Here is a 25246-nt window from a genome sequence, read left to right as displayed (position 1 = left end):
CGATAAGGTGAGAATGGTGGGCGATGACGGGCTCGAACCGCCGACCCCCTCCGTGTAAAGGAGATGCTCTACCAACTGAGCTAATCGCCCAATCTCAATTCTTATCTACACTGCGAGTCTACCGAAGTAGATGGTGGGTGATGACGGGCTCGAACCGCCGACCCCCTCCGTGTAAAGGAGATGCTCTACCAACTGAGCTAATCACCCCCGCTGTGTGGAGTCGCATTATAGGGAGAGTTGAAAATGAGTCAACGCATTTTCTAAAGTTTTTATTCGTTCGTCGTAAAATTAAACAAAACGATCGCGAAACGGGCTGTGGCGCATGATTTCTAAACAAAAATCGCAAACTCGGTCACGATAAAGGGATCAACATTGAGGATTCCCCCCACAGTGATAGAATATTGCCCATCGTTTTTTCCCCAGAATTTGCCGATTGCCGGCATCTTTATAACGTAAGGCCATTTCATGAAAATCAAAACTCGCTTCGCGCCGAGCCCGACAGGCTATCTGCACGTCGGTGGTGCACGTACCGCTCTCTATTCCTGGCTTTTCGCACGCCACAACAAAGGTGAGTTCGTGCTGCGTATTGAAGACACCGATCTTGAGCGCTCCACGCCAGAAGCAATTGAAGCCATTATGGATGGGATGAACTGGCTGAATCTGGAATGGGATGAAGGTCCTTACTTCCAGACCAAACGCTTTGACCGCTATAACGCCGTCATTGATGAGATGCTGGTCGCGGGCACGGCGTATAAATGCTACTGCTCTAAAGAGCGTCTGGATGAACTGCGTGAAGCGCAGATGGCTAACGGTGAAAAGCCGCGTTATGACGGCCGCTGCCGCCACGACCATAGCGAGCATGCTGCTGATGAACCTTGCGTGGTGCGTTTTGCTAACCCGCAAGAGGGATCGGTGATCTTTGACGACCAGATCCGTGGCCCAATTGAATTCAGCAACCAGGAGCTGGACGATCTGATCATCCGTCGTACCGACGGTTCTCCAACCTACAACTTCTGCGTTGTGGTTGACGACTGGGATATGGAAATTACCCACGTTGTCCGTGGTGAAGACCATATCAACAATACGCCACGCCAGATTAACATCCTGAAAGCGCTGAACGCCCCTGTGCCTGTCTATGCGCACGTCTCCATGATCAACGGTGACGACGGGAAAAAACTGTCTAAACGTCACGGTGCGGTAAGCGTTATGCAGTATCGCGACGACGGCTATCTGCCGGAAGCGCTGCTGAACTATCTGGTGCGTCTGGGCTGGGCCCACGGTGACCAGGAGATCTTTAGCCGCGAAGAGATGATCGAACTGTTCTCTCTGAGCTCTGTAAGCAAATCAGCGAGCGCATTTAATACCGACAAGCTCCTGTGGCTGAACCATCACTATATCAATACCATGCAGCCTGAATATGTAGCGACGTATCTGCAGTGGCACATTGAGCAGGCAAAGATTGATACCCGCACTGGCCCTGAGCTGGCGGACCTGGTGAAACTCCTCGGCGAGCGCTGCAAAACGCTGAAAGAGATTGCCGAAAGCTGCCGCTACTTCTATGAAGAGTTTGATGAGTTCGACGCGGACGCCGCGAAGAAGCACCTCCGTCCGGTTGCGCGTCAGCCGCTGGAAGTGGTGCGTGACAAGCTGGCGGCCCTTACCGAGTGGACCGCTGAGAATGTGCATCACGCCATTCAGGCGACGGCAGACGAACTGGAAGTCGGTATGGGTAAAGTCGGCATGCCACTGCGCGTTGCGGTGACCGGGGCGGGTCAGTCTCCGGCGCTGGATGTGACGGTTCACGCGATCGGCAAGTCACGCAGCGTGGCGCGCATTAACAAGGCGCTGGACTTTATCGCTGAACGTGAAAATCAGCAGTAATTAGGCCTCAGATAAAAAACGGCAGGGTAACCTGCCGTTTTTTTATGCCTCTTTTTCCGTGAGACCGAGCCGCGTAAGAAAGCCGTGTATGCCTTCGCGTTTCAATAAGGCGTCCAGACGCCTCTGCTCTGGCTGAGTCATACTCTCCAGCGTCTCAATAATGCCCGGAGACAGGTTTGAAGAGGGTTCACTGTATGAAGCGGTGACCTCAGCGAGATGGTAAACCGCCTGACGGTTACGGATCGCCGGGAGGCTCATAATATGTTCCTTCACGCGCGCATCAATATGAATGAGCCGCGCGCGACCACCCTTCACGCCGTTCAGGGCTTCGGTTTTCCATCCCTGCTGACGTATCCAGCGATTAACCGTTTGTCTGGCAACGCCCAAACTCTCCGCCAGCTCTTCCGTGGTCATTTTACTGCGTAGTTTTTTCATATCAGTTCTGATCGCGAATCCCTAAACGTTGCAACAAGCCGGTAATCCCTTCCCGCATTAACAGCGATGTCATCTGCTTCTGCTCTTCCGGCGTCATTTCATTGGCCAGCGTCAGGAGCAGCGTGTGAAGCGAACTATCATGACTGACGCCTTCTGGCAGTTCGGACGTTTCACTTGCCCGACGTGCGCTGCGGATAAAGTCACGGACTTTTTCGTTCACATGTACCAGGCGAGCTTTCCCGCCCTGGACGCCTGGTTTTGGTGATGTAATCCAACCCTCTTTGCGTACCCATTTATTGATGGTCTGGCGGCTATAGCCAGTGAGGAGGGCTAACTCTTCTGGCGTCATTCGTTCCTTGATCATGCAATTTCCTGAATATCAGTGGGGTTAATTAACGGCTCATTTTATAGCACCGTTTTACGTGAAAACGTGACAGGCTTAACTCCTGGCTGCGAGCAGGCTCGCAAAGTGATTCATTTGCATGATTTTTCGGCGATTGAATGGCTGGGATTGATTTTGCCGTTGACACTCCGCGGCGGAATTCATATTATGCCGCCCGTCAACATGACAGCTTTACGATGGGGCTATAGCTCAGCTGGGAGAGCGCTTGCATGGCATGCAAGAGGTCAGCGGTTCGATCCCGCTTAGCTCCACCAAACTCTGAAGCCAACAGAGTGCGGTCAGTAAAGTAACATGTGGGGCTATAGCTCAGCTGGGAGAGCGCTTGCATGGCATGCAAGAGGTCAGCGGTTCGATCCCGCTTAGCTCCACCAAAATTGTAAACCCTCGTCAAAAGACGAGGGTTTTTTTTATGTGTTTGTAACACCCGCCACCCTATTTTGTTATCAAAAAGAAGGTATTTCTGTACCTCACCTCAATCGGCATCAATAAACCAGTCTAAAAATAGACTTGAACTTGATTCGCGCAATTAATAAACATATTATCCATCCGGTCAATAATTCTCTCGGAAAATAACGCCCTGGTTAATGAATAGAAAAACTTACAATAATGTAAAGATATTTATGATTGCCCTGGCTCTGTGCCTGATTTCGGTACCTGTCTCCCGTTATCTCTCTCCCCGCGCAATTGTTAATGGTCACGACGTTTATTTAGCATGGTTACCTTTAAGCGTAATGCTGGCGGTGATTCTGCTATTTGGGCGCAGGGCTATTCTTCCTATTTTGTTAGGTTTTACTGTCACTAATTTATTCTATGTGAATTTAGCACCGCTACAATATTCAGTATTACTGTTCTGTCAGACCTTTGCGTTGTTCGCGGCGTGCGGCCTTCTGCGTATCATGCTGGGTAAGCGTTGGCGTTACTGCATCCCTAACAAGCACATCGGATTACGGATATTCTGGCTCGGTTTTATGGTGCCGATAGGTATTAAGCTGTCGATGTATTTGGCCGGCTATTTGTTTGATTTTCCGGTGACAATTTCGACCTTTTTCGGCGAAGGGACGGTTATTTATAACGTTGTGGATATACAAAGCCTGATATGTGCGGCATTGATTTTTACCATGATGTTCTATTACCCGTTAAGAATGATAATTAATCCTCGTTATGCAATAAATTTCTGGCGACGAAGCGTGAAGTCCGTGTTTTTTCACAAGAATTCATTATATATTTTTGTCTGGCTGATGCTTTTAAGTTTCATTCTCGTCATTTTATGTGGTCCTTTTGAATCTCCCGTCATTGCGGGCTATTTGATGCCGCTGATTTTTATTCTTTTTACCTTAGCGATAAGCCGACTGACCTATGCGTTAATTTCTCTGCTGTGGGCTGTATCTGCACTCCTGCTGTTGACCTACAACTACAACTTCCTTAACGGGGTGGAATCGGGCCATTCGCTCTCTTTTATTCTGTCCGTGCTTATCTCGTTCGCGATCTGTCTGCTTTACATGTCGCGCATTTATCAGCGCAGCGAGTGGCTTAAGCGGGGCTGGCAGGGGAGGGCACTCACCGATCCGCTGACCGGATTGCCCAATATTCGTGCGCTGGAGGATTATCTTGAGATTCACCCTGATGCAAAAGTTAGCATTCTGCGTATGGATAACCTGGAATTTTTGAGCCGCCATTATGGGATCCTCATGCGGGTCCATTGCAAACGTACGATCGCAACGTCGCTGCAGCCTCTCCTGCAAAAAGATGAGACGCTCTTCCAGCTTCCCGGAAGCGAGCTTGTGCTGGTATTACTGGGCCCGGGAACCGCTGAGCGCCTCCAGCATATGGTTGATCGACTGAACAGCCGTAAGATTTTCTGGAACAACACCGGGCTGGATATTGAATTTGGCGCGTCCTGGGGAATGGTGGAAAACGGCGAAAAGTTGCACCACACGCTGGGGCAACTGAGCTGGCTGGCTGAGCAATCCTGCGGAACAACAAACAACGTGCTTGCGCTCACGAATAGCCTTGAGGCGGCATCAGGGCAGACGACAGAGCGAGTCCTGATGCTGGCGCGGATTAAGCATGCGCTGGAGGTGGGCCAGTTCCATTTATACGCGCAACCGATCCAGAAGGCGGACGGGAGCGGCTACTACGAAATTCTGGCGCGTATGGAGAGCGAGGGCGAGATCTTCACTCCTGACCGCTTTATTCCGTTGATTGCCCAGTTCAACCTCAGCCACCGGTTTGATATGTGCGTCATGGAGAAATTACTGCTGTGGCTGCGCGATCACCCTTCAACGCAGGCTGGCGCCCGTTTCTCCGTTAATCTGATGCCGCTCACGCTGATGCAAAAAGAGGTGGCGTCCGAGATTTGTGCGCTCTTTGAACGGTATGGCGTTGCGCCTCAGTCCGTCGTGATTGAGATTACCGAAGAGCAGGCCTTCTCAAATTCAGGCTGCAGCATCCACAATATTCAGCAGCTGCGGGATTACGGTTTCCGGATTGCCATAGATGATTTTGGTACCGGCTACGCCAACTACGAGCGCCTCAGACGCCTGCAGGCAGACATCATTAAAATTGACGGCTGCTTTATTAAAGACATTTGTACTGATGATATGGATGCGATGATCGTGCAGTCGATGTGTAATCTGGCGAAGACGAAATCGCTGTGCGTCGTAGCGGAATACGTCGAAACACCGGCGCAGCGGGAGATGCTGCTTCGTTTCGGCGTGGATTACCTGCAGGGCTACCTGATAGGCAAACCCAAACCGCTGGAAGAATTGCGGGCATAAAAAAACCGGGAGCCAGGCTCCCGGTTTTGTTTAACGCTAAACGTCAGAGTACCAGTGCTGCGATAGAAGCAGACAGAACGCTCACCAGCGTAGAGCCGTAAACCAGCTTCAGGCCAAAGCGAGAAACCACGTTGCCCTGTTCTTCGTTCAGACCTTTAATTGCGCCCGCGATAATCCCGATGGACGAGAAGTTCGCGAAGGAAACCAGGAACACGGACAGAATGCCTTCCGCGCGCGGAGAGAGCGTGCTGGCAATTTTCTGCAGATCCATCATCGCAACGAATTCGTTAGAAACCAGTTTGGTTGCCATGATACTGCCCACCTGCAGCGCTTCGTGAGCAGGAACACCCATCACCCATGCAACAGGGTAGAAGATGTAGCCCAGAATACCCTGGAAGGAGATACCCAGCACCGCAGCGAACAGAGCGTTCAGCGCAGAAATCAGCGCAATGAAGCCGATCAGCATGGCGGCAACGATAATCGCCACTTTGAAGCCCGCCAGAATGTACTCACCCAGCATTTCGAAGAAGCTTTGGCCTTCGTGCAGGTTTGACATCTGAATGTTCTCTTCGCTTGCGTCAACGCGGTACGGGTTGATCAGCGACAGAACGATAAAGGTGCTGAACATGTTCAGAACCAGCGCCGCAACAACATACTTTGGCTCCAGCATGGTCATATACGCGCCCACGATAGACATGGACACGGTAGACATTGCGGTTGCCGCCATGGTGTACATGCGGTTGCGGGACATTTTGCCGAGAATATCTTTATACGCGATGAAGTTCTCAGACTGACCGAGGATCAGGGAACTGACGGCGTTGAAGGATTCCAGCTTGCCCATGCCGTTCACTTTGGATAACAGGAAACCAATTCCACGAATAACGAACGGCAGAACGCGGATGTGCTGCAGAATACCGATCAGCGCGGAGATGAAGACGATAGGGCAGAGCACCTTCAGGAAGAAGAACGCCAGACCTTCGTCGTTCATTTTACCGAAGACAAAGTTGGTCCCTTCATTGGCGAATCCGAGCAGTTTTTCGAACATTTCGGAGAAGCCTTTTACGAAGCCGAGGCCTACGTTGGAGTTCAGGAAGAACCACGCAAGTAAAACTTCAATGACCAGCAGCTGGACAACATAACGGATACGAATTTTTTTGCGGTCTGTGCTGACCAGCAATGCAAGTGCAGTAACGACAACAAGTGCCAGGACAAAATGAAGGACGCGGTCCATATTTGCTCCAAATATGAGGCAGGTTTAATTTTCGTGCACATTCTATGTAACAAGCGAAAAGAAAACGAGATCGAGGACACACTATAGTTACATCCTGTGACGAGTCTCAAAAATAGTGATCCACAATACATTTTTGTTATGTTAGGTAAATGAGTGAAAAGTTAAGTTTGTGTGCTAGTCTTCACAAAAGCGCGCGCGATTTGAGTTTCTGTTAGATCGCCCCACTTACCCGCCCGTCTATCGTTCAAAACTATCAGAGAAATCACTGTAAACATCACAAATGATCTTGATAATCATTCTCATTTTGATAGCATTAAACATAGCAAAGGCTATATTTCAGAGGCAGAAATGACAAACAGTCGCGTAGAGGGTAGCAGTGGCAGAGCCGCGCGCAAGTTGCGGTTCGCATTAATGGGACCTGCGTTCATCGCTGCCATTGGCTATATCGATCCAGGTAACTTTGCGACCAATATTCAGGCCGGGGCCAGCTTCGGCTATAAGCTGCTGTGGGTGGTCGTCTGGGCTAACCTGATGGCGATGCTGATTCAGATGCTCTCCGCAAAGCTGGGGATTGCCACAGGTAAAAACCTGGCAGAGCAAATTCGCGACCATTATCCGCGTCCGGCCGTCTGGCTCTACTGGGTTCAGGCGGAAATCATCGCCATGGCCACTGATCTCGCTGAATTTATCGGCGCAGCGATCGGCTTTAAGCTGATTCTGGGCGTGTCGCTGTTGCAGGGGGCGGTACTGACCGGGATTGCCACTTTCCTGATCCTGATGCTGCAGCGTCGGGGTCAAAAGCCGCTGGAGAAGGTTATCGGCGGTCTGCTGCTGTTTGTCGCGGCGGCCTATATCGTCGAGCTGATTTTCTCACAGCCGAATCTGGTGCAGCTCGGGAAAGGAATGGCAATCCCAAGCCTGCCAACCTCGGAAGCGGTGTTCCTGGCCGCCGGGGTGTTGGGGGCGACCATCATGCCGCATGTGATTTACCTGCACTCCTCGCTGACTCAGCATCTGCACGGCGGGACGCGCAAAGAGCGTTACTCCGCCACCAAATGGGACGTGGCGATTGCCATGACCATCGCGGGGTTTGTAAATCTGGCGATGATGGCTACCGCTGCTGCCGCTTTCCACTTTAACGGCCACACCGGTATTGCCGATCTCGACCAGGCTTATCTTACGCTGGAGCCCTTACTGAGCCATGCTGCCGCCACGATATTTGGTCTCAGCCTGGTGGCTGCCGGTCTTTCTTCTACGGTGGTGGGCACGCTGGCAGGCCAGGTGGTGATGCAGGGGTTTGTCCGCTTCCATATTCCGCTGTGGGTTCGTCGCTCCGTCACCATGCTCCCGTCATTTATCGTGATCCTGATGGGGCTCGATCCTACGCGAATTCTGGTCATGAGCCAGGTGCTGCTGAGCTTTGGTATCGCGCTGGCGCTGGTGCCGCTGCTGATTTTTACCAGCAACAAAAACCTGATGGGCGAACTGGTCAACTCAACGCTGGTGAAACGGGCCGGATGGGCCATCGTGGTAGTGGTAGTGGCGCTGAACCTGTGGCTGCTGGTTGGCACCGCGTTGGGACTCTAAAAGAAAAAGGAGCCGGGAGGCTCCTTTTTGCATTAATGATGACCGTGGCCATGACCGTGGCCGCCGCGTCCTCTTCCGCCGCGATCCCAGCCGCCACGATGGTCGTCACGATCGTTCCATCCTTCACGGTAGCCGCGCTCATACGCGTTGTCTTTATACCAGCCGCGGTGTCTGCCGTTATCATGTTTCCACCAGCGGTCTCCGCGCCACTCATAGTGACGGTTCCAGTAGTCACGGTCGCGCCAGTAGCCACCGTCCCAGTATCTGCCGTAGTCGTCACGATCGCCAATTTGTAATTTTACTGATGGCAACAGGGTGATTTCGCCCGCATTGGCGATCAGCGGGGCTGAAGCCAGTAATACCGCTGCAAGAATCAGTGACCTGAACATACTCTTTCTCCTTCACGATCGGGGCCCTTGTGGGGCCTGTTAACGCAATATTACGAGTTGGTAAAGCCTCGTTTCATCGCCTCAACTCCGAATTGCGGAATGAGAGCACTTTTTGCTAAAAGTGATTTTAATTTGAGCTGTTCAGGATCGTATCAATACGGACCAGTTCTTCAGCAGAGAAATGGCGGTTTTGCAGCATCCCCACGGCGTCATCAATCTGAGCCGTTTTACTTGCCCCAATCAGCACTGACGTCACGTTCTCATGGCGTAATACCCAGGCCAGAGCCATCTGGGACAACTTCTGACCGCGCTCTTCCGCCATGGCGTTTAGCTTTCTTACCTTCTCCAGTTTCTCTTCGGTGATCTGGTCAGGGTTCAGGAACTGACTGGCGCTTGCCGCGCGTGAGTCTGCCGGAATGCCGTTGAGATAGCGGTTGGTCAATTGTCCACCGGCCAGCGGCGAGAAAGGAATGCAGCCGACCCCTTTTTCCTGCAGCACGTTCAGCAGTTCCTCTTCCGGCGCTCGTTCAAAAAGGGAGTATTTCGGCTGGTGGATCAGGCAGGGCGTACCCAGATCGTCAAGGATATCAATGGCCTTGCGGGCCAGTTCCGCAGGGTAGTTGGATAACCCGACATACAGGGCCTTTCCCTGGCGCACCGCATGGTCAAGCGCTTTCATGGTTTCCAGCAGCGGCGTTTGTGGGTCAGGACGGTGATGATAGAAGATATCCACATACTCCAGCCCCATGCGCTTCAGGCTTTGATCGAGGCTTGCCAGCAGATATTTGCGTGACCCCCAGTCGCCGTAAGGGCCTTCCCACATGGTATAACCTGCTTTGGTAGAGACGATCAGCTCGTTGCGCCAGGGCAGGAAATCCTCCTGCAAAATACGGCCGAAATTACGTTCGGCCGATCCCGGCGGCGGGCCATAGTTGTTGGCAAGGTCGAAATGCGTAATGCCCAGATCGAACGCGCGCTGTAAAAGTTGACGGCTGTTTTCGATAAGCGTGGTGTCGCCAAAGTTATGCCACAGCCCAAGCGAGATGGCGGGCAACCTGAGTCCGCTTTGCCCGCAGCGACGATACTCCATTGTCCGATAACGATTTTTGTCCGGCTGATAACCCATTCTCATGACCTCTGGCGCTAAAGAAAAAAATCAGTGTATGCGTTTACATTAACGTGAAAAAAAGCAGCATAGCGCAGCATTTTTTGTAAAGCATTCTTTCCATGCTCTTCTTATCGCCAATTCTGGACAGTCATCACGCTTATTTAATACTCAAGGTGAGGTCAACATTAGAAGGATACCTGTTCATGCGTACCCCATACTGCGTCGCCGATTACCTGCTGGACCGTCTTACAGATTGTGGAGCCGATCATCTGTTTGGCGTGCCGGGCGACTATAACCTGCAGTTTCTCGACCATGTGATAGACAGCCCGGATATCTGTTGGGTGGGCTGTGCCAACGAGTTAAACGCCTCCTATGCCGCGGACGGATACGCCCGATGTAAGGGCTTTGCCGCGCTGCTGACGACATTTGGTGTAGGAGAGTTAAGCGCCATGAACGGCATTGCGGGCAGCTACGCTGAGCACGTTCCGGTATTGCATATTGTAGGCGCGCCGGGTACGGCGTCACAGCAAAGAGGAGAGTTGCTGCACCATACGTTGGGCGACGGTGAGTTTCGTCATTTTTACCATATGAGCGAACCGATCACCGTTGCACAGGCGATTCTGACCGAACAAAACGCCTGTTACGAGATTGACCGGGTATTAACTACCATGCTCCGGGAGCGTCGCCCAGGCTATCTGATGTTGCCTGCGGATGTGGCAAAAAAAGCCGCCACGCCTCCTGTAAACGCTCTCACTTTCAGGCACACGCATGCCGATAGCGCCTGCCTGAAAGCGTTCCGGGACGCCGCTGAGAACAGGCTGGCCATGAGCAAGCGTACGGCGCTGCTGGCCGATTTCCTTGTCCTGCGCCATGGCCTGAAGCATGCCCTACAGAAATGGGTCAAGGACGTGCCGATGGCACACGCCACTATGCTGATGGGTAAAGGGATATTTGACGAACGTCACGCCGGGTTTTACGGCACGTATAGCGGTTCGGCAAGCGCCGGTGCCGTTAAAGAGGCGATTGAAGGGGCAGACACGGTACTGTGCATCGGGACGCGATTTACCGATACCCTGACCGCCGGCTTCACGCATCAGCTAACCCCGTCACAAACAATTGAAGTACAGCCTCATGCCTCACGCGTCGGTGACGTCTGGTTTACCGGCATCCCCATGCTTCAGGCGATCGAAACGCTGGTGGAGCTGTGTAAACAGCACGTGCACGATACGCCTGTACCATCGTCTCAAAGCGCGATGGCATATCCGCAGCCTGATGGCTCGCTGACGCAGGACAATTTCTGGAAAACGTTGCAGACGTTTATCCGCCCGGGAGACATCATCCTTGCGGATCAGGGCACCTCGGCCTTCGGCGCGATCGACCTCCGTCTTCCGGCTGATGTGAATTTTATCGTCCAGCCGCTGTGGGGATCGATCGGCTACACCCTGGCCGCAGCGTTTGGCGCGCAAACCGCCTGCCCAAACCGGCGCGTGATTGTGCTGACGGGGGATGGCGCGGCGCAGCTCACCATACAGGAGCTTGGCTCGATGCTGCGGGATAAACAACACCCGATCATTCTGGTCCTTAACAACGAAGGGTACACGGTGGAAAGAGCGATCCACGGGCCGGAACAGCGATATAACGATATTGCGCTATGGAACTGGACGCAAATCCCGCAGGCTCTGAGCCTTGATCCTCAGGCCCAGAGCTGGCGAGTCAGTGAAGCGGAGGAACTGGCGGACGTACTGGAAAAAGTCGCGCACCACGAGCGGCTCTCGCTGATTGAGGTGATGCTGCCGAAGGCCGATATCCCCCCGCTGCTGGGGGCGATTACTAAAGCGCTGGAAGCGCGCAATAGCGCCTGATTACTTGTCGTTTCGCCAGGCCATCATCATCGGTTTGCCCGCCAGCAGGAGCCAGGCGGGCAACATCACGATACAGAGCAGGGGGAAAAGCGTCGAATCGGGTACCACTACCGCCGCCATAAACAGGCTGAGCCAGGCGTCGCGTGTGACCACCAGAACCAGCCCCAGAATAGAGCAAGAGACGGTAATGGCCGCAGGCACCGCATCGACGTGTTCGTGCAGCATCAGCCCCAGCGCTACGCCGACAAAGACCACCGGGAAAATGCGTCCTCCGCGGAAACCGCAGGCTGCAGCCACCACCAGCGCGGCCAGCTTAATCAAGGCAAACAGCAGATAGTCGGAGACGCTAAACACCTGGCTGAAGGCCAGCTGCTGCATCTCATCCAGACCTTTGAACAACGTCACCGTCCCGCCGATTGCCCCTAAAATACCGAGGATCAAACCACCAGCCCCCAGAACTAACACCGGGTGTTTGAGTTTATGCATCAGCCGGTGCAGGCGAGGAAGACACCATACCGCCACCATTCCCAGCGCGATGGCGATCGCGACGACGATGGCGCCGCTGAAAATATCGGCTATCTGCATTTGGCCGTAGTGGGGGAGGGAGAGTGAGAAGTGGGGATGGAAAAACAGGCTGGTCGTCAGCGCGCCAGCGGCTGCTGCCATCAGCGGGGCAAACAGCTTATCCCACAGCGGGACGTCGTTATTGCTGCTGAGCGTCTGAGAAAAGATCAGTGCGGCAGCGACGGGCGTGCCGAAAAGCGCCCCGATGGTGCCTGCGGAGGCGAGGATGGTCCAGTCCAGCGCGCCGACGCGGGGCAAAATGCGTGAACCGAGGAAAACCGCCAGGCCAATATTCACCGCCATTATCGGATGCTCCGGCCCCAGGCTGACGCCGCCGGCCAGACCGATAATCAACGCAATGAGCAGCCCGGGCAGTGCCGAAGGGGGAACCGGGGCGCCAATCAGCGGTTCCTGCGCCGGATCGGGGCCGGCATGGCCGGGACTGAAACGGATCACCAGGCCTACCGCAATACCGGTCAACGTCAGCATCACAATGATCCAGGCAGGAGAATCAGCGCTGACCCCCAGTTTTGTCGGAAGCGCCGTCCATAACATGGCTTGCAGCACCGACGCGACTTTCATCACGACAATGAGCACCAGACTTGAGGCCACGCCAATAATTAGCGCCGGAATTGCCAGCAACAGCATGGTTCTGGCTCGCGGGTGGAGCATGATGATTTCCTTGTACAAAACGGTATTACGTTACTTTGCACATTAAGCTTTATGGCAATAGTGCAAAAGGTGCTGAAACGGTAAAGTTATTCTGTGACGAAGATCGATAATCCATGGGCATTCACCTTATGGCCGTTGTTGTTATCACGCCTTGAATTTACAGTGTCCCAAAGATTTATTCTGACTTTAGCGGAGCAGTAGAAGAATGACAAAGTATGCTTTGGTAGGTGATGTGGGCGGCACGAACGCGCGCCTCGCATTGTGCGATGTTAGTAGCGGTGAGATTTCCCGGGCGAAAACCTATTCCGGGCTGGATTATCCAAGCCTTGAAGCCGTTGTCCGCGTCTATCTGGAAGAGCATCAGGTGAGCGTTGAAGATGGCTGCATCGCGATAGCCTGCCCGATAACCGGCGACTGGGTCGCAATGACCAACCATACCTGGGCATTCTCCATCGCCGAGATGAAAAAAAACCTCGGTTTTTCGCACCTTGAAATCATCAATGACTTCACCGCGGTGTCTATGGCGATCCCGATGCTGAAGCCAGAGCATCTGATCCAGTTTGGCGGCGCTGAACCGGTCGAAGGCAAGCCGATTGCGGTTTACGGTGCCGGTACCGGCCTCGGCGTGTCGCATCTGGTGCATGTTGCTCAGCGCTGGGTAAGCCTGCCGGGTGAAGGCGGCCACGTAGACTTTGCGCCTAACAGCGAAGAAGAGGGCATTATCCTCGAAGAGTTACGCGCTGAGATCGGCCACGTCTCCGCGGAGCGCGTTCTTTCAGGTCCGGGACTGGTGAATCTGTACCGCGCGATTGTGAAATCAGACGGTCGTCTGCCGGAAAACCTGCAGCCAAAAGACGTCACCGAACGCGCGCTGGCGGACAGCTGCATTGACTGCCGTCGTGCCCTGTCGCTGTTTTGCGTGATCATGGGACGTTTCGGCGGCAACCTGGCGCTGACGCTGGGCACCTTCGGTGGGGTCTATATTGCGGGCGGGATCGTACCGCGCTTCCTCGACTTTTTTAAAGCCTCGGGCTTCCGCGGCGGGTTTGAAGATAAAGGGCGTTTCAGAAGCTACGTGCAGGACATTCCGGTTTATCTGATCGTGCATGACAATCCAGGACTGCTGGGTTCCGGGGCCCATCTGCGTCAGGTTCTCGGTCAAATCCTCTGACGCAGAGCCCTCTCCCGCAGGAGAGGGCGTTTTCTTTACAGGTGCATCAGCTGACGAAACTCTTTCACTTTGCTGCGGCTTACCGGCACCTGAAAATCCAGATCCTTCAGACGCAAAATGTAGGTGTTGTTAAACCACGGTTCGATCTCGCGGATCTTATTTAAATTCACGCAAAACGACCGGTGGCAGCGGAAAAAGTGGGCAGCCGGGAGCTTACTGCAGAATTCGGTAATGTTCATCGCCATCACGTACGATTCCCGTCGGGTATAGACAAACGTCATCTTTTCGTGCGCTTCGGCGTAGTAGATATCGTTGACCGGGGTCACGATGATGCGCTCGTCTTTGACCAGATTTATGGTGTCGTTTTCGCGTACCGTCGGGCTGGCGGGGGCGGTTTGCTGCTGCCAGGCGGCCTCCAGCTTTTGCAGCATGCTGACAATCCGCGACTCCTGATAAGGCTTAAGAATATAGTCAAACGCCTCCAGCTCGAAGGCCTCTACGGCGTGCTCTTTCCAGGCGGTAACGAACACAATAAACGGCTTATGGGCAAACTGATTGATGTTTTGCGCCAGCAATACGCCATCCAGCGACGGGATATTGATATCCAGGAAAATCGCATCGACCCGGTTATGCTGCAAAAATTTCAGCACGTCCAGACCATCATCAAATGTACCCACAATCTCCATCTGGCTGTGGGTTTTGATAAGCCAGGTGAGCTCCTGTTGAGCCAGGAATTCATCTTCTACGATGATAACTTTCATGGGTTACTCCACCTGGGGCAATAGTGATGTCGTCGTATGCGCGCGGGAGCGCTCATTCGGGACGTAAAAAGCAATTTCGGTACCCGGCTCAAGACGTTGAATATGCAGCCCGTCGCCGTAAAGCAGCTTGACCCGGTGGTGCACGTTCAGCAGACCGATTTTATTCCCCGGCATTTCGTTAGACTCCACGCGCTCAATGACTTTTGGATCAATCCCATGGCCGGTATCGCGCACGGCAATCCGCACCCGGTTGCCGCTTTCGGTGACGCTGATGGTGACGACGCCTTTGCCTTTACAGGGCTGAATACCGTGAACAATCGCGTTTTCGACCAGCGGCTGGATAAGCAGGCTCGGGATCACGCAGTTGACCTCTTCATCAATATCGTAAATGACCGTGAGCTTGTCGCCAAAGCGGGCCTGCTCAATCGCGATGTAGTCCTTGATCTGATAAAGCTATTTTTTGATGTCGATCTGCTCGTCATCTTTCAGCTCGATGTTGTAGCGCAGATAGCGCGACAGGTTAAAAATCAGCTGGCGCGCGGTGTCCGGATTAAGGCGAATGGACGAGGAGATAGCGTTCAGAGCGTTAAACAGGAAATGGGGATTAATTTTACTCTGCAGCGCGCGCAGTTCAGCCTTATTTGCCATCTCGCGCAGCTGTTCCGCCCGCGAAACCTCAAGCTGGGTGGAGATAATCTGCGACAGGCCGATGGCCATCTCCTGCAGCGTCGAGGTGATCTGATGCGCGTGGCAGTAATAAATTTTCAGCGTGCCCGTCACGACGCCTTTCTCCCACAGCGGGATCACCAGCATCGAGTGAATTTCCGGCGTTCGGTGGGCTTCATCATTGTTTTTAATAATGATTTTACCGTAGTTAATCGCTTGTCTGGTGGTTGGGCTTATGGTGTCATCGTTGTCGCGATAGTTGTGCTCCCCGACGCCAACGTAGGCCAGCACGTGGTCAATATTGGTGATGGCGACGGCGTCAGCGTGGATGTCGTGGCGGATAATTTCGCAGACCTGACGCAACGATTCCGCGTTAACGTGGCGGAAAAGCGGCAGCGTTTTGTTGGCGATATCCAGCGCCAGCTTGGCCTGACGGGCGGCACTGGCCTCTTTTTCCCCTTCAACGCTTTGCACCAGCAGCACGATAAAGCCGATGCACACGCTGCCCAGTATCATCGGAATACCGATTTTCGAAACGATATCCAGCCCCAGCGCGGTGGTGGGGGCCCAGACGACGACAAGGATCATGGTCAGCGTTTCGCACACCATGCCTGCGACGATCCCGGCGCGCCAGCGCTGTTTTTTCGGGATTTTGCGGCTGATCCAGCCGGAAAGCACCCCGGCGATAATGCTGGTGATAAAGCACGGCACCGCCGTTACGCCACCGATATCAATCAGGTAGCGGTGCGTCCCGGCAATCAGGCCGGTGATGACGCCCACCCACGGACCAAACAAAATCCCGCCGGACATGACGGCGATAATGCGCACGTTAACCAGCGAACCTTCTACCGGCACGCCGGACCAGGTGCTGAACAGGGCGAACAGCGAAAAAATGGCGGTAACGGCCAGCAGCTCTTTTGGCGAGTGGGCTGATTTGTGCAACAGCTCGCGAAACAGGCGAATGCGAATGAGGAAGAACAGGCAAATCAGCATTAATGCCGCGCGGTCAAAAACCGCCAGCAGCATAGTGAATATTTCGTGCACGAGTAGACCTGGGAAAACGGGAAAGAACCATGATAAAAAACCTGGCGCGTATTGACCAGCTATCCGTCAGGTTTATCAAATGAGGAAAAACCATAATTTTGAAAGGGGATTATATGGCGATGACCGAGGCGTCCTGTTTTTTTTCTTACCGGCGCATCGTCAGGTAACTGGCTTGATATCATTCTGTTAAATAACAGCTATCAGAAAGCCGATCCCGAAACAGGGGCTTCCGCTTTTAGGCGCAGCCGGGTTCCGGTTTTCAGGCGATCGCTTTTTTTTCATTTCCCTCTCGACAGCATGATTTTTTTCAGGTTATTTTCTAAACATGCCACATCGGTGGCAGCGTCGCTCGGACGGTCCGGGCGCTAACGTTAATCTGAGGAATCTATGGCTGAATTCAGTCCTGAACGCCGTTTTACGCGTATCGATCGTCTCCCCCCTTATGTTTTCAATATCACTGCTGAACTGAAAATGGCTGCGCGTCGGCGCGGCGAAGATATTATCGATTTCAGCATGGGTAACCCTGACGGCCCAACGCCACCACATATCGTTGAAAAGCTCTGCACGGTAGCACAGCGCCCGGATACGCACGGCTACTCAACCTCTCGTGGTATTCCCAGGTTACGTCGCGCGATCTCGCGCTGGTATCAGGATCGCTATCAGGTTGATATCGATCCGGAAAGTGAAGCGATTGTCACCATCGGCTCGAAAGAGGGGCTGGCACACCTGATGCTGGCTACGCTGGATCATGGCGATACGGTGCTGGTGCCTAATCCAAGCTACCCGATCCATATCTACGGCGCGGTGATTGCCGGTGCGCAGGTCCGTTCTGTGCCCCTGGTGGAAGGTGTCGATTTCTTTAACGAACTGGAACGTGCGATTCGCGAAAGCTATCCGAAACCCAAGATGATGATCCTCGGTTTCCCCTCGAACCCAACGGCGCAGTGCGTGGAACTCGATTTCTTCGAGAAAGTGGTAGCCCTGGCCAAGCGTTATGACGTGCTGGTGGTTCACGATTTAGCCTATGCTGATATCGTCTATGACGGCTGGAAAGCCCCGTCTATTATGCAGGTCCCGGGCGCGCGTGATGTGGCGGTAGAGTTCTTCACCCTGTCAAAAAGCTACAACATGGCGGGCTGGCGTATTGGCTTTATGGTGGGTAACAAAACGCTGGTGAGTGCCCTGGCGCGCATTAAGAGTTACCACGACTACGGTACCTTTACGCCGCTGCAGGTCGCGGCTATCGCTGCCCTGGAAGGCGATCAGCAATGCGTTCACGAGATTGCCGCCCAGTATAAGCGCCGCCGCGACGTGCTGGTAAAAGGGCTGCATGAAGCGGGCTGGATGGTGGAAATGCCGAAAGCGTCCATGTACGTCTGGGCGAAAATTCCGGAGCCGTATGCGGCGATGGGATCGCTGGAGTTTGCCAAAAAACTGCTGCAGGATGCGAAGGTGTGTGTGTCACCAGGCATTGGCTTTGGTGATTACGGCGACACGCATGTGCGTTTTGCCCTGATTGAAAACAGCGACCGTATCCGTCAGGCGGTGAGGGGCATCAAGAGCATGTTCCGGGCCGACGGTCTTCTCACCTCAAAGAGCGTCGCTGAACACCCCGCGTCGTCATGACATAAAAAAACAGGAGCCGATGGCTCCTGTTTTTTTGACAGCATGTTCTTCACTAGATCATCAGGGCAAAGGTTCCGGCCCAGACTAAAACAATCACCGAAATGCCCATAAAGAAATATTTCACGTTTCATCGCTCCGCGTATCTTGTGGTACGCATTTAAAAACAGAGTCCACCTGATTATAGAGAACTGAAATCCGGTCCAAACGGAAATGAGAATTTTCCCGTTACGCCGTCAACTCCAGCTCAGAATTCTGTGCTTTCCTGTTGCCAGACGGCGCTAATGTACGCTTAAAAATGAGGGGTGACAAGAGGGATTTTTTTAAATAATTTCCGTTACTTACGAGTGTCGTGGAACGGCGACAGTTTGATTTCGCTTCGCAATAAATTCACTTTGGGCGACGCATTGAAAAGACGCTTACTCAGCGGAAGGACAGGTGATTGAAAAGGTTAGTTTCTTAGCGAAACTAACCTTCATGAAGGGTTAAATATAGAGCGAGGTTTCGCCAAGAGGGCGGGTTTTGAAACGACGGTGCATCCACAGATACTGCTCTGGCGCGCGCATGATTTCAGTTTCGATGACTTTATTGATAAACGCTGCGGCTTCGCATTCGTTTTCCGGATAGTTAGCCATTTCAGGGGAGATGTGCAGACGATAACCTGACTTATCTGCTTTTCTCACCATCGTCACGGTCAGCATGGAGGCACCAGACAGACGTGAAATGACAAAAGTACCGTTAGTCGTCGCAACGTCTTTCACCGCAAAGAAAGGCGCAAAGCTGCTGCCTTTACGTCCATAATCCTGATCGGGGGCAAACCAGACGGCCTCTCCTTTCTTGAGAGCACCGACCATACCGCGCAGGTTATTACGGCTGATCATCGCCTTATTGGAGCGCATGCGGCCTCGCGTCTGCACCCATTCCATAAGCGCACTGTTGTGCGGTCTGTAGGTTGCCATCATTGGCTGGCAAAGCCCCATCACGCGGCCGCCCAGCTCCAGTGACATAAAGTGAACGCCGACGACCATCACGCCGCGTTTTTGCATCTGCGCGCGTTTAAGGTTATCCAGCCCTTCAACATCAAACCATTTGCGGACACGCTCATCCGGCCAGAACCAGGCCATGCCGGTTTCAAGCAGCGCCATGCCGATAGACTTGAAGTTTTCAGCGATGAGTTTCTCACGCTCTTCTGCATTGTACTGCGGGAAACAAAGCTCAATATTTTTACGCGCGATGGATTCACGACGTTTCAGGAAAACGCGGGAAGCGCTGCCCAGTTTCGACCCCAGCAAGCGCAGGACAGGGTACGGAAGTTGAACCAGCAGCCAGAGTACGCCAAGACCAAACCATGTAAACCAGTAACGCGGGTGTAAAAACGCACGTTGAAATTTGGATTGAGACAAAATAGTAGAACCTATGTGAAGCCTGTAAAGGTAGCGCAGAGTTTGCGATACGACGTGCCGATAAGACCGTTCTTCAAGGTGATGGTTGCAGACTTTACCGAACTTTACGGCGTTGCCTGGCCACTGCTGATTTGGGCGGGCGGCGTAATGTAGCACCGTTATACGATATGTGCTATTACTCGTTTTTGATTAAAAAAGCGGCGATTCGGAGGTGTTTGATTTTACACTGTATAAATTCCAGAAGTAAGAGCAGCCTTCATGCCTGAGGGGAGAACTGAAGCCTTTGCGTAAGCAGGAGTAGGCCGACAAAAGAGCAGCAGTGTTTATTTTCGGACCTGCATATGCGTTTTATTTTCCCTTCGAATAATAGATAAGAATTTTCTTTGTGAAAATTCTTATCTATTATTTATGCCATCAATCAATTCGTCGCTTATATTTATTCATTAACCTCTGCCTTTTATCTTCTCGCAATAACCTGTCGCTGTTCATTCGTCTTTTTTTGATATCATGTCGTGATATAAATCAAAACAAGATGGTTTTATTAGCATCTCTCTGTTTGCGATCCTTTTTACGATACAAATATTCGCTTCGCATGAAGAAAGCAGTGTCTTTTACTAAGGCAAATGGATAATTCGCAATAATGTCTTGGTGGAAAATTCTTAAGAAATTTCTCATTGCGGATAAATGATCTGTATATTTGATTTTACGTCGATCATTATTCTAATATTGCGCATCAAGAACCATACCGTGAAGTTGGCGTAGCAAAAACACAGAGGGATGATGAAATGGCTGACAGTTTTCAGAATGAGGTGCCTAAGGCACGTATAAACCTGAAGCTTGACCTGCATACGGGCGGGGCAAGCAAGAAAATGGAATTACCGTTGAAATTACTGGTTGCGGGTGATTTCAGTAATGGTCAGGAGTCTGCTCAAATATCTGAGCGTGAGAAGGTTAACATCACGAAAAATAATTTCGACAGCGTTCTTTCTGAATATTCCCCAAAACTTAATCTAACCGTTAAAAATACGCTGTCTGAGGATGGTGGTGAGGACTCTATTCAGCTGACTTTTCAGAGCATGAAAGATTTCACGCCAGAGCAGGTGGCTGCTCAGATACCTGTTCTGCTTTTTATTGATGAAGCGCATACCATCATTGGCGCAGGTAATCAGGCGGGTGGTGCAGATGCGGCCAATCTGCTGAAACCGGCACTGGCGCGTGGCGAACTGCGTACTATTGCGGCCACCACCTGGTCTGAATACAAACAATACTTCGAGCGTGACGCCGCCCTGGAACGTCGTTTCCAGATGGTAAAAGTGGATGAGCCTGACGATGACACAGCTTGCCTGATGCTTCGTGGCCTGAAATCCCGCTATGCCGAACACCACAATGTGCATATTACCGACGATGCGGTTCGTGCGGCAGTTACTCTTTCGCGTCGTTATCTGACCGGACGTCAGCTTCCTGATAAAGCGGTCGATCTGCTGGACACCGCTGCCGCCCGCGTGCGTATGAGTCTCGACACCGTACCGGAACAGCTAACCCGCCTTCGCGCGAGTATCGCTGCGCTCGACATGGAGAAGCAGGCGTTACTGGAAGATATCGCCATTGGCAATCAATGTCATGCCGAGCGTTTGTGCGAAATTGAGCAGGAAGAGGTGCGCCAGATAGTGACACTCGACGAACTGGAAACTCAGTACGGTCAGGAGATGAAACTCACCGAGCAGCTACGCGAAAGCCGTCAGGATATATCACGCCAGCGTGACACTCACAGGCTGCAACAGGAGCTTAACGAGATGCAGCGCAGCAACCCGCTGCTCTCCCTGGATGTGGATGTCCGCACCGTTGCCAACGTGATTGCCGACTGGACAGGCGTGCCGTTGTCATCACTGATGAAGGACGAGCAGACCGAACTACTGACTCTGGAAAATGAAATCGGTAAACGTGTGGTTGGGCAGGATGTGGCGCTTGAGGCCATCGCCCGGCGTCTGCGTGCGGCAAAAACGGGTCTCACGTCTGAGAACGGTCCGCAGGGCGTATTCCTGCTGGTAGGGCCGAGCGGTGTGGGGAAAACCGAAACCGCGCTTGCGCTGGCCGATGTCATGTACGGCGGCGAGAAGTCACTCATTACTATTAACCTTTCTGAATACCAGGAACCGCACACGGTTTCCCAGCTGAAAGGCTCGCCGCCGGGCTATGTGGGTTACGGTCAGGGCGGTATCCTCACCGAAGCTGTGCGCAAGCGTCCGTACAGCGTAGTGCTGCTGGATGAAGTGGAAAAAGCGCACCGTGACGTGATGAACCTCTTCTATCAGGTTTTCGACCGCGGATTTATGCGCGACGGAGAAGGACGCGAAATCGACTTCCGCAACACCGTCATCCTGATGACCTCTAACCTCGGAAGCGACTACCTGACGCAGCTGCTCGATGAAAAGCCGGATTCCACCGAAGGGGACCTGCATGAACTGCTGCGTCCAATACTGCGCGATCACTTCCAGCCGGCGCTGCTGGCCCGATTCCAGACCGTGATTTACCATCCTCTGGCGGAGGCGGCTAGCCTGCTGCCTGACGCGGCGATGAACATTAAGCCCGATGCAGGAGCTGGGCAGCTGGGCCGCACCGCAGTGATGCGGCCGCTGAATGCAGCGAACACCGTCACGCACTCCAAAACCATAACCATCAATCTTGGCCGCTATGAGCGGGTACAGGAAAATATTCACCGCAGGGAGACCGATGAAGATGGCGATTACCGCTGGTAAATTTCCTCTGGCTGCACTTGCCACTGGTATCACCTTGATGCTGGCTGGCTGTGGGCTGACTCAAAAAGTAACAGATGGCACCGTTGCCGTTACCAAATCGATTTTTTATAAGCAGATAAAGACCCTGCATCTGGATATTCGAGCCCGTGAGGCCGTTAACAGCAATGCTGGCGGCGTGGCACTGTCGACGGTGGTGCGCATCTACCAGCTTAAGGATCGCAAAACGTTCGACAGTACTGACTATCCGTCACTGTTTAAAGAGGACAGTCAGGTCATCAAAGCAGACCTGCTGGTGGAGAAAGATATCCTCCTGCAGCCGGGCGGGGCGGTCACGGTCGATATGCCAATGGAGGAAAATGCGCAGTACGTGGCGGTGGCCGGGATGTTTATGTCACCGGACCAGGAGAACAATACCTGGCGTGTGGTAATGAGTCGCGATGACCTTGATCCGGATAAGGCTCGCGTCATTGAGGCGGGGAACAACCAGCTGACCATGCAGGCGCTGAAAGATGAATGAGACGCCCCGTTCCTCGCTGTACGAGACGCTATTTGGCAATTTTACCGGTGGGTTCGATCTGCATCAGGTCAGTGAAGAAAACCAGGTCATCCTTTCGGTTCTGGACAACATGCAGCGCGTTCTCAACTGTCGCGCCGGCACGCTGGCGCATCTGCCTGATTACGGGCTGCCTGATATGACGAAAATCCTGCAGGGCATGCCGGGAACGGCTCATGAGCTCATGGGCACATTGTCTGCCGTCCTGCTCAAGTATGAACCGCGCCTGAAAAAGATAGACGTTGTTCTGCTGGAGCAGAACATTCCCGGCGAGCTGCGCTATGCCATTGACGCTGAACTTAAAGGGATTGGCCTGGTGCGCTACGGGACTGAGTTTATGCCCGAAGGACGGGTCCTGTTGCGGCATCTCAGGCAACAGCAGTATCTCGACACAACACCTCGTATATAAGGTCAGTTAACACCATGTCAGTAAAATCACAGTTCCTGAAGAAGTTGCAGGCGCAACAACCTTCACCCGTTCCCGCAGTTAGCAAGAGTCAGGCCGACATTGCAGAGTTTCGCATGCGAATGGCTCAGCTTCAGGATCAAATGGACGCGTGGCTGTCAGATACCGGACTGAATGCAGAGCCACTGACGGTATACGTTCCTGACCTGCTGGTGGAGGGCGGGGCTTTTGATATTTCCGGTATCGTCCTGCGTTATGGTAACCGGGCGGTTAAGTTTATGCCGATATTTCTGTATGGACAGGGAGTTGCAGGCTGTGTCGAAGTGACTGTTTTTTCCGGGTACAGCGTGATTTATCAAGGACGCCTGTTCATGCGGGTGGGGAGCGTAAATGACTGGATCTTTACTCCCCCTGATACATTACCTCAGTCAGGACAACTATTTGATGAAGGTGTTTTTTTCGGTCTGATTTTAGCGCTGCTGCCCTAGCAATAACATTCATTCCTTTATTAGTCATTGCGTTTTTACACGCAAAACTGCCTTACACACCAACTGACGAAATTAACCGACACGAATATGCAGGCCCTGCAGAATGACCACACATATAACGTTAAAAACCGGCGGCGACCCGCGTACGCTGCCAGATTATGCCGCCCTCCGCGATGAACTCAGTAAGCTTACACATCCTGCTCGCCCGGATGTGAACTGGCAATATGTCCAAAGACTCTGTCTCTCAATTTTTGAACAGAACGGTGTGGAGTTGCAGACATCAGCCTGGTACACCCTTGCCCGTACTCACCTGTCTGGATTAGCTGGCCTGAATGAAGGGCTGGCGATTCTGGAGGCCCTGATTAGCCGCCAGTGGGACACCTTATGGCCGAAGACACAACACGCTCGTATGGAAATCCTTAGCGGCCTTAGCCAGCGCCTGCAGCAGCGCATGCGTATGTTTCCATTCAACAGCAGCCATCTTAGTGAGCTTTATCGTGCTGAAGCGTTACTTACCAGCCTGAGCGCGGTGCTCCAGCGCCTTGAGCTTAAACACCTTAGCCAGCTCGATACGTTACGAACGTTGATACGTTCAAATGCTGAACGGCTGGAAAGCAGTAATGACACATCAGATTTGAATGTGAATATGAAGCCCGATAGCGAATCGCCTCTGGAGAAAGCCGAACCGATCGAAGAGGTGAAATGGGTATATGTTGTGCATCAGGAAAATCATCCGAATGGAGAGGATCGCACGACAGCCCCCGTACGTGTCAGACAGTGGAAGCCCTTTTTTGCCGGGATGTGTTCCACGCTGGTGGTTTGTATCGCTGTGGCGTGGGGATGGGTTTCTTTTTCCAGACCCGACCCCCTGGCGACTCAGGCTTTTGCCTCTCTGGCTCCGTTACCCGAAGTGCTCACGCCTGTGCAGCAAAACGCGCTAACACTGCGAGGTACTTTACCGTCCACGTTTATCACAGACACGCAGCAGCAGCTTGCCCGACTGGATAAACTGCCTCCTGACTGGAATCTTTCCTACAGCCTTCAGCTGTTAAAGCAGCTCCAGACATTATGGCCGGAGGAGGCGAAACCGCTCACAATGCAGTGGCAGCAAAAATTTAACGCGGCAGCATTACCTGTCGACGCAATGAACAGCTGGTATCAGGGAATGATGACGCTTCAACAACTGAGTCATCGGCTGAGTAGTCTGGACGAGCAAAAAGGAAAATACATCACGGTAAGCGAGCTTAAATCGGTGGTTTTTTCGACTATACAGTCATTTAACCAGACGATACCGGCTGAAGAACAACTCAGGCGCCTGTCACAGCATCCAGCAGGAGATGCGCTTCCTGAAGCAGAAAAGACTCAACTGGAGTTGCGTCTTAAACAGCTGGCAACGCGTTACGCTCAAATAAAACAGGATTCTTCTGCTCAGTGAATTCTGGCGGTGGACGAACGAATGTACTGGA

20 protein-coding genes, 4 tRNA genes and 3 pseudogenes are annotated in these 25246 nt (G+C 52.8%); 15 read left to right on the top strand and 12 right to left on the bottom strand.

The genetic code is table 11. The features are described 5' to 3' along the window. Nucleotides 1-14 precede the first annotated feature (14 nt). Both DFO52_RS06150 and DFO52_RS06145 read right to left on the bottom strand, forming a co-directional pair. Nucleotides 15-90, bottom strand: a tRNA-Val gene (locus DFO52_RS06150). Nucleotides 91-131: 41 nt separating this feature from the next. Beyond that, nucleotides 132-207 (bottom strand) — tRNA-Val (locus DFO52_RS06145). Nucleotides 208-465: 258 nt separating this feature from the next. On the opposite strand from DFO52_RS06145, the gene gltX reads away from it, so the two are divergent. Then, nucleotides 466-1881 carry a glutamate--tRNA ligase gene (gene gltX / locus DFO52_RS06140; protein ID WP_029742100.1) on the top strand — a complete coding sequence of 472 codons (1416 nt, stop codon included), beginning with the start codon at nucleotides 466-468 and terminating at the stop codon, nucleotides 1879-1881. Between the two features lie 42 nt (nucleotides 1882-1923). Here gltX and DFO52_RS06135 read toward each other — a convergent pair whose 3' ends face one another. Further along, nucleotides 1924-2316 (bottom strand): YfeC-like transcriptional regulator, encoded by a 393-nt coding sequence (locus DFO52_RS06135; protein ID WP_133549732.1) that lies wholly within the window; start codon nucleotides 2314-2316, stop codon nucleotides 1924-1926. A 1-nt stretch (nucleotide 2317) separates the two neighbouring features. After that, the gene (locus DFO52_RS06130; protein ID WP_029742102.1) at nucleotides 2318-2680 is read right to left on the bottom strand and encodes a YfeC-like transcriptional regulator; all 363 of its coding nucleotides are present in this window, start codon (nucleotides 2678-2680) and stop codon (nucleotides 2318-2320) included. 217 nt (nucleotides 2681-2897) lie between these two features. On the opposite strand from DFO52_RS06130, the gene DFO52_RS06125 reads away from it, so the two are divergent. The 3 genes from DFO52_RS06125 (at nucleotide 2898) to DFO52_RS06115 (ending at nucleotide 5496) form a co-directional block, all read left to right on the top strand. Then, nucleotides 2898-2973 (top strand) — tRNA-Ala (locus tag DFO52_RS06125). A 41-nt stretch (nucleotides 2974-3014) separates the two neighbouring features. Continuing rightward, nucleotides 3015-3090, top strand: a tRNA-Ala gene (locus tag DFO52_RS06120). Nucleotides 3091-3303: 213 nt separating this feature from the next. After that, nucleotides 3304-5496: an EAL domain-containing protein gene (locus DFO52_RS06115; protein WP_133549730.1), complete on the top strand. Its 2193-nt coding sequence runs from the start codon at nucleotides 3304-3306 to the stop codon at nucleotides 5494-5496. A gap of 43 nt (nucleotides 5497-5539) precedes the next feature. Here DFO52_RS06115 and DFO52_RS06110 read toward each other — a convergent pair whose 3' ends face one another. Further along, nucleotides 5540-6727, bottom strand: a complete 1188-nt coding sequence (locus DFO52_RS06110; RefSeq protein ID WP_008501591.1) for a NupC/NupG family nucleoside CNT transporter — start codon at nucleotides 6725-6727, stop codon at nucleotides 5540-5542. A 348-nt stretch (nucleotides 6728-7075) separates the two neighbouring features. On the opposite strand from DFO52_RS06110, the gene DFO52_RS06105 reads away from it, so the two are divergent. Continuing rightward, a complete protein-coding gene (locus tag DFO52_RS06105; protein ID WP_133549728.1) occupies nucleotides 7076-8314 on the top strand; it encodes an Nramp family divalent metal transporter in 1239 nt (412 codons plus the stop codon). A 32-nt stretch (nucleotides 8315-8346) separates the two neighbouring features. On the opposite strand, the gene DFO52_RS06100 is transcribed toward DFO52_RS06105, so the two are convergent. Both DFO52_RS06100 and mgrA read right to left on the bottom strand, forming a co-directional pair. Continuing rightward, nucleotides 8347-8703 (bottom strand): DUF2502 domain-containing protein, encoded by a 357-nt coding sequence (locus DFO52_RS06100; RefSeq protein WP_121931865.1) that lies wholly within the window; start codon nucleotides 8701-8703, stop codon nucleotides 8347-8349. A gap of 127 nt (nucleotides 8704-8830) precedes the next feature. Then, the gene (gene mgrA, locus DFO52_RS06095; protein ID WP_133549726.1) at nucleotides 8831-9829 is read right to left on the bottom strand and encodes an L-glyceraldehyde 3-phosphate reductase; all 999 of its coding nucleotides are present in this window, start codon (nucleotides 9827-9829) and stop codon (nucleotides 8831-8833) included. A gap of 185 nt (nucleotides 9830-10014) precedes the next feature. Between mgrA and ipdC the strand changes: the two genes are divergently transcribed. Then, nucleotides 10015-11673: an indolepyruvate decarboxylase gene (gene ipdC, locus DFO52_RS06090; RefSeq protein WP_059347113.1), complete on the top strand. Its 1659-nt coding sequence runs from the start codon at nucleotides 10015-10017 to the stop codon at nucleotides 11671-11673. Here ipdC and DFO52_RS06085 read toward each other — a convergent pair whose 3' ends face one another. Beyond that, entirely contained in the window at nucleotides 11674-12909 is a 1236-nt protein-coding gene (locus tag DFO52_RS06085; RefSeq protein ID WP_029741361.1) for an ion channel protein, read from the bottom strand. 205 nt (nucleotides 12910-13114) lie between these two features. Here DFO52_RS06085 and glk point away from each other — a divergent pair, with 205 nt between their 5' ends. Continuing rightward, nucleotides 13115-14080 carry a glucokinase gene (gene glk, locus DFO52_RS06080; protein ID WP_023308713.1) on the top strand — a complete coding sequence of 322 codons (966 nt, stop codon included), beginning with the start codon at nucleotides 13115-13117 and terminating at the stop codon, nucleotides 14078-14080. Nucleotides 14081-14115: 35 nt separating this feature from the next. Here glk and DFO52_RS06075 read toward each other — a convergent pair whose 3' ends face one another. Then, nucleotides 14116-14841, bottom strand: a complete 726-nt coding sequence (locus DFO52_RS06075; protein ID WP_023308712.1) for a LytTR family DNA-binding domain-containing protein — start codon at nucleotides 14839-14841, stop codon at nucleotides 14116-14118. 3 nt (nucleotides 14842-14844) lie between these two features. Then, a pseudogene (locus DFO52_RS06070) lies at nucleotides 14845-16551 on the bottom strand (sensor histidine kinase). Between the two features lie 387 nt (nucleotides 16552-16938). On the opposite strand from DFO52_RS06070, the gene alaC reads away from it, so the two are divergent. Further along, nucleotides 16939-18177: an alanine transaminase gene (gene alaC / locus DFO52_RS06065; RefSeq protein ID WP_023308710.1), complete on the top strand. Its 1239-nt coding sequence runs from the start codon at nucleotides 16939-16941 to the stop codon at nucleotides 18175-18177. A gap of 52 nt (nucleotides 18178-18229) precedes the next feature. Here alaC and ypdK read toward each other — a convergent pair whose 3' ends face one another. Both ypdK and lpxP read right to left on the bottom strand, forming a co-directional pair. Next, nucleotides 18230-18301, bottom strand: a complete 72-nt coding sequence (ypdK, locus tag DFO52_RS06060; protein WP_099458937.1) for a membrane protein YpdK — start codon at nucleotides 18299-18301, stop codon at nucleotides 18230-18232. A gap of 358 nt (nucleotides 18302-18659) precedes the next feature. After that, complete coding sequence (lpxP, locus tag DFO52_RS06055) at nucleotides 18660-19580, bottom strand: kdo(2)-lipid IV(A) palmitoleoyltransferase (protein WP_029741363.1); 921 nt, start codon at nucleotides 19578-19580, stop codon at nucleotides 18660-18662. A 12-nt stretch (nucleotides 19581-19592) separates the two neighbouring features. Between lpxP and DFO52_RS23090 the strand changes: the two genes are divergently transcribed. The 7 genes and pseudogenes from DFO52_RS23090 to DFO52_RS06030 all read left to right on the top strand — a co-directional run bounded on the left by DFO52_RS23090 (nucleotide 19593) and on the right by DFO52_RS06030 (nucleotide 25215). Beyond that, nucleotides 19593-19730, top strand: a complete 138-nt coding sequence (locus tag DFO52_RS23090) for a hypothetical protein (protein WP_162791110.1) — start codon at nucleotides 19593-19595, stop codon at nucleotides 19728-19730. Between the two features lie 632 nt (nucleotides 19731-20362). After that, nucleotides 20363-20641: pseudogene (locus tag DFO52_RS23265) on the top strand (type VI secretion system contractile sheath small subunit); the annotation flags it as partial. A 48-nt stretch (nucleotides 20642-20689) separates the two neighbouring features. Next, nucleotides 20690-22129: pseudogene (locus tag DFO52_RS06050) on the top strand (AAA family ATPase); the annotation flags it as partial. Nucleotides 22130-22313: 184 nt separating this feature from the next. After that, nucleotides 22314-22850 (top strand): type VI secretion system lipoprotein TssJ, encoded by a 537-nt coding sequence (gene tssJ, locus DFO52_RS06045; protein WP_208110466.1) that lies wholly within the window; start codon nucleotides 22314-22316, stop codon nucleotides 22848-22850. Further along, on the top strand, nucleotides 22843-23295 hold the full coding sequence (tssE, locus tag DFO52_RS06040) for a type VI secretion system baseplate subunit TssE (RefSeq protein WP_133549722.1): 453 nt from the start codon (nucleotides 22843-22845) through the stop codon (nucleotides 23293-23295). Before tssJ ends, tssE begins: the two co-directional genes overlap by 8 nt. A gap of 14 nt (nucleotides 23296-23309) precedes the next feature. After that, entirely contained in the window at nucleotides 23310-23780 is a 471-nt protein-coding gene (locus DFO52_RS06035; RefSeq protein WP_133549720.1) for a hypothetical protein, read from the top strand. Nucleotides 23781-23883: 103 nt separating this feature from the next. After that, nucleotides 23884-25215, top strand: a complete 1332-nt coding sequence (locus tag DFO52_RS06030) for a VasL domain-containing protein (protein WP_133549718.1) — start codon at nucleotides 23884-23886, stop codon at nucleotides 25213-25215. Nucleotides 25216-25246 lie beyond the last annotated feature (31 nt).

It is taken from the genome of Enterobacter sp. AG326 (assembly GCF_004362415.1).
In the GTDB taxonomy this organism is placed as follows: Bacteria; Pseudomonadota; Gammaproteobacteria; order Enterobacterales; family Enterobacteriaceae; genus Enterobacter; species Enterobacter asburiae.
The sequence above is the reverse complement of the archived record's forward strand: the minus strand, read 5'-3'. Positions and strand labels throughout refer to the sequence as shown.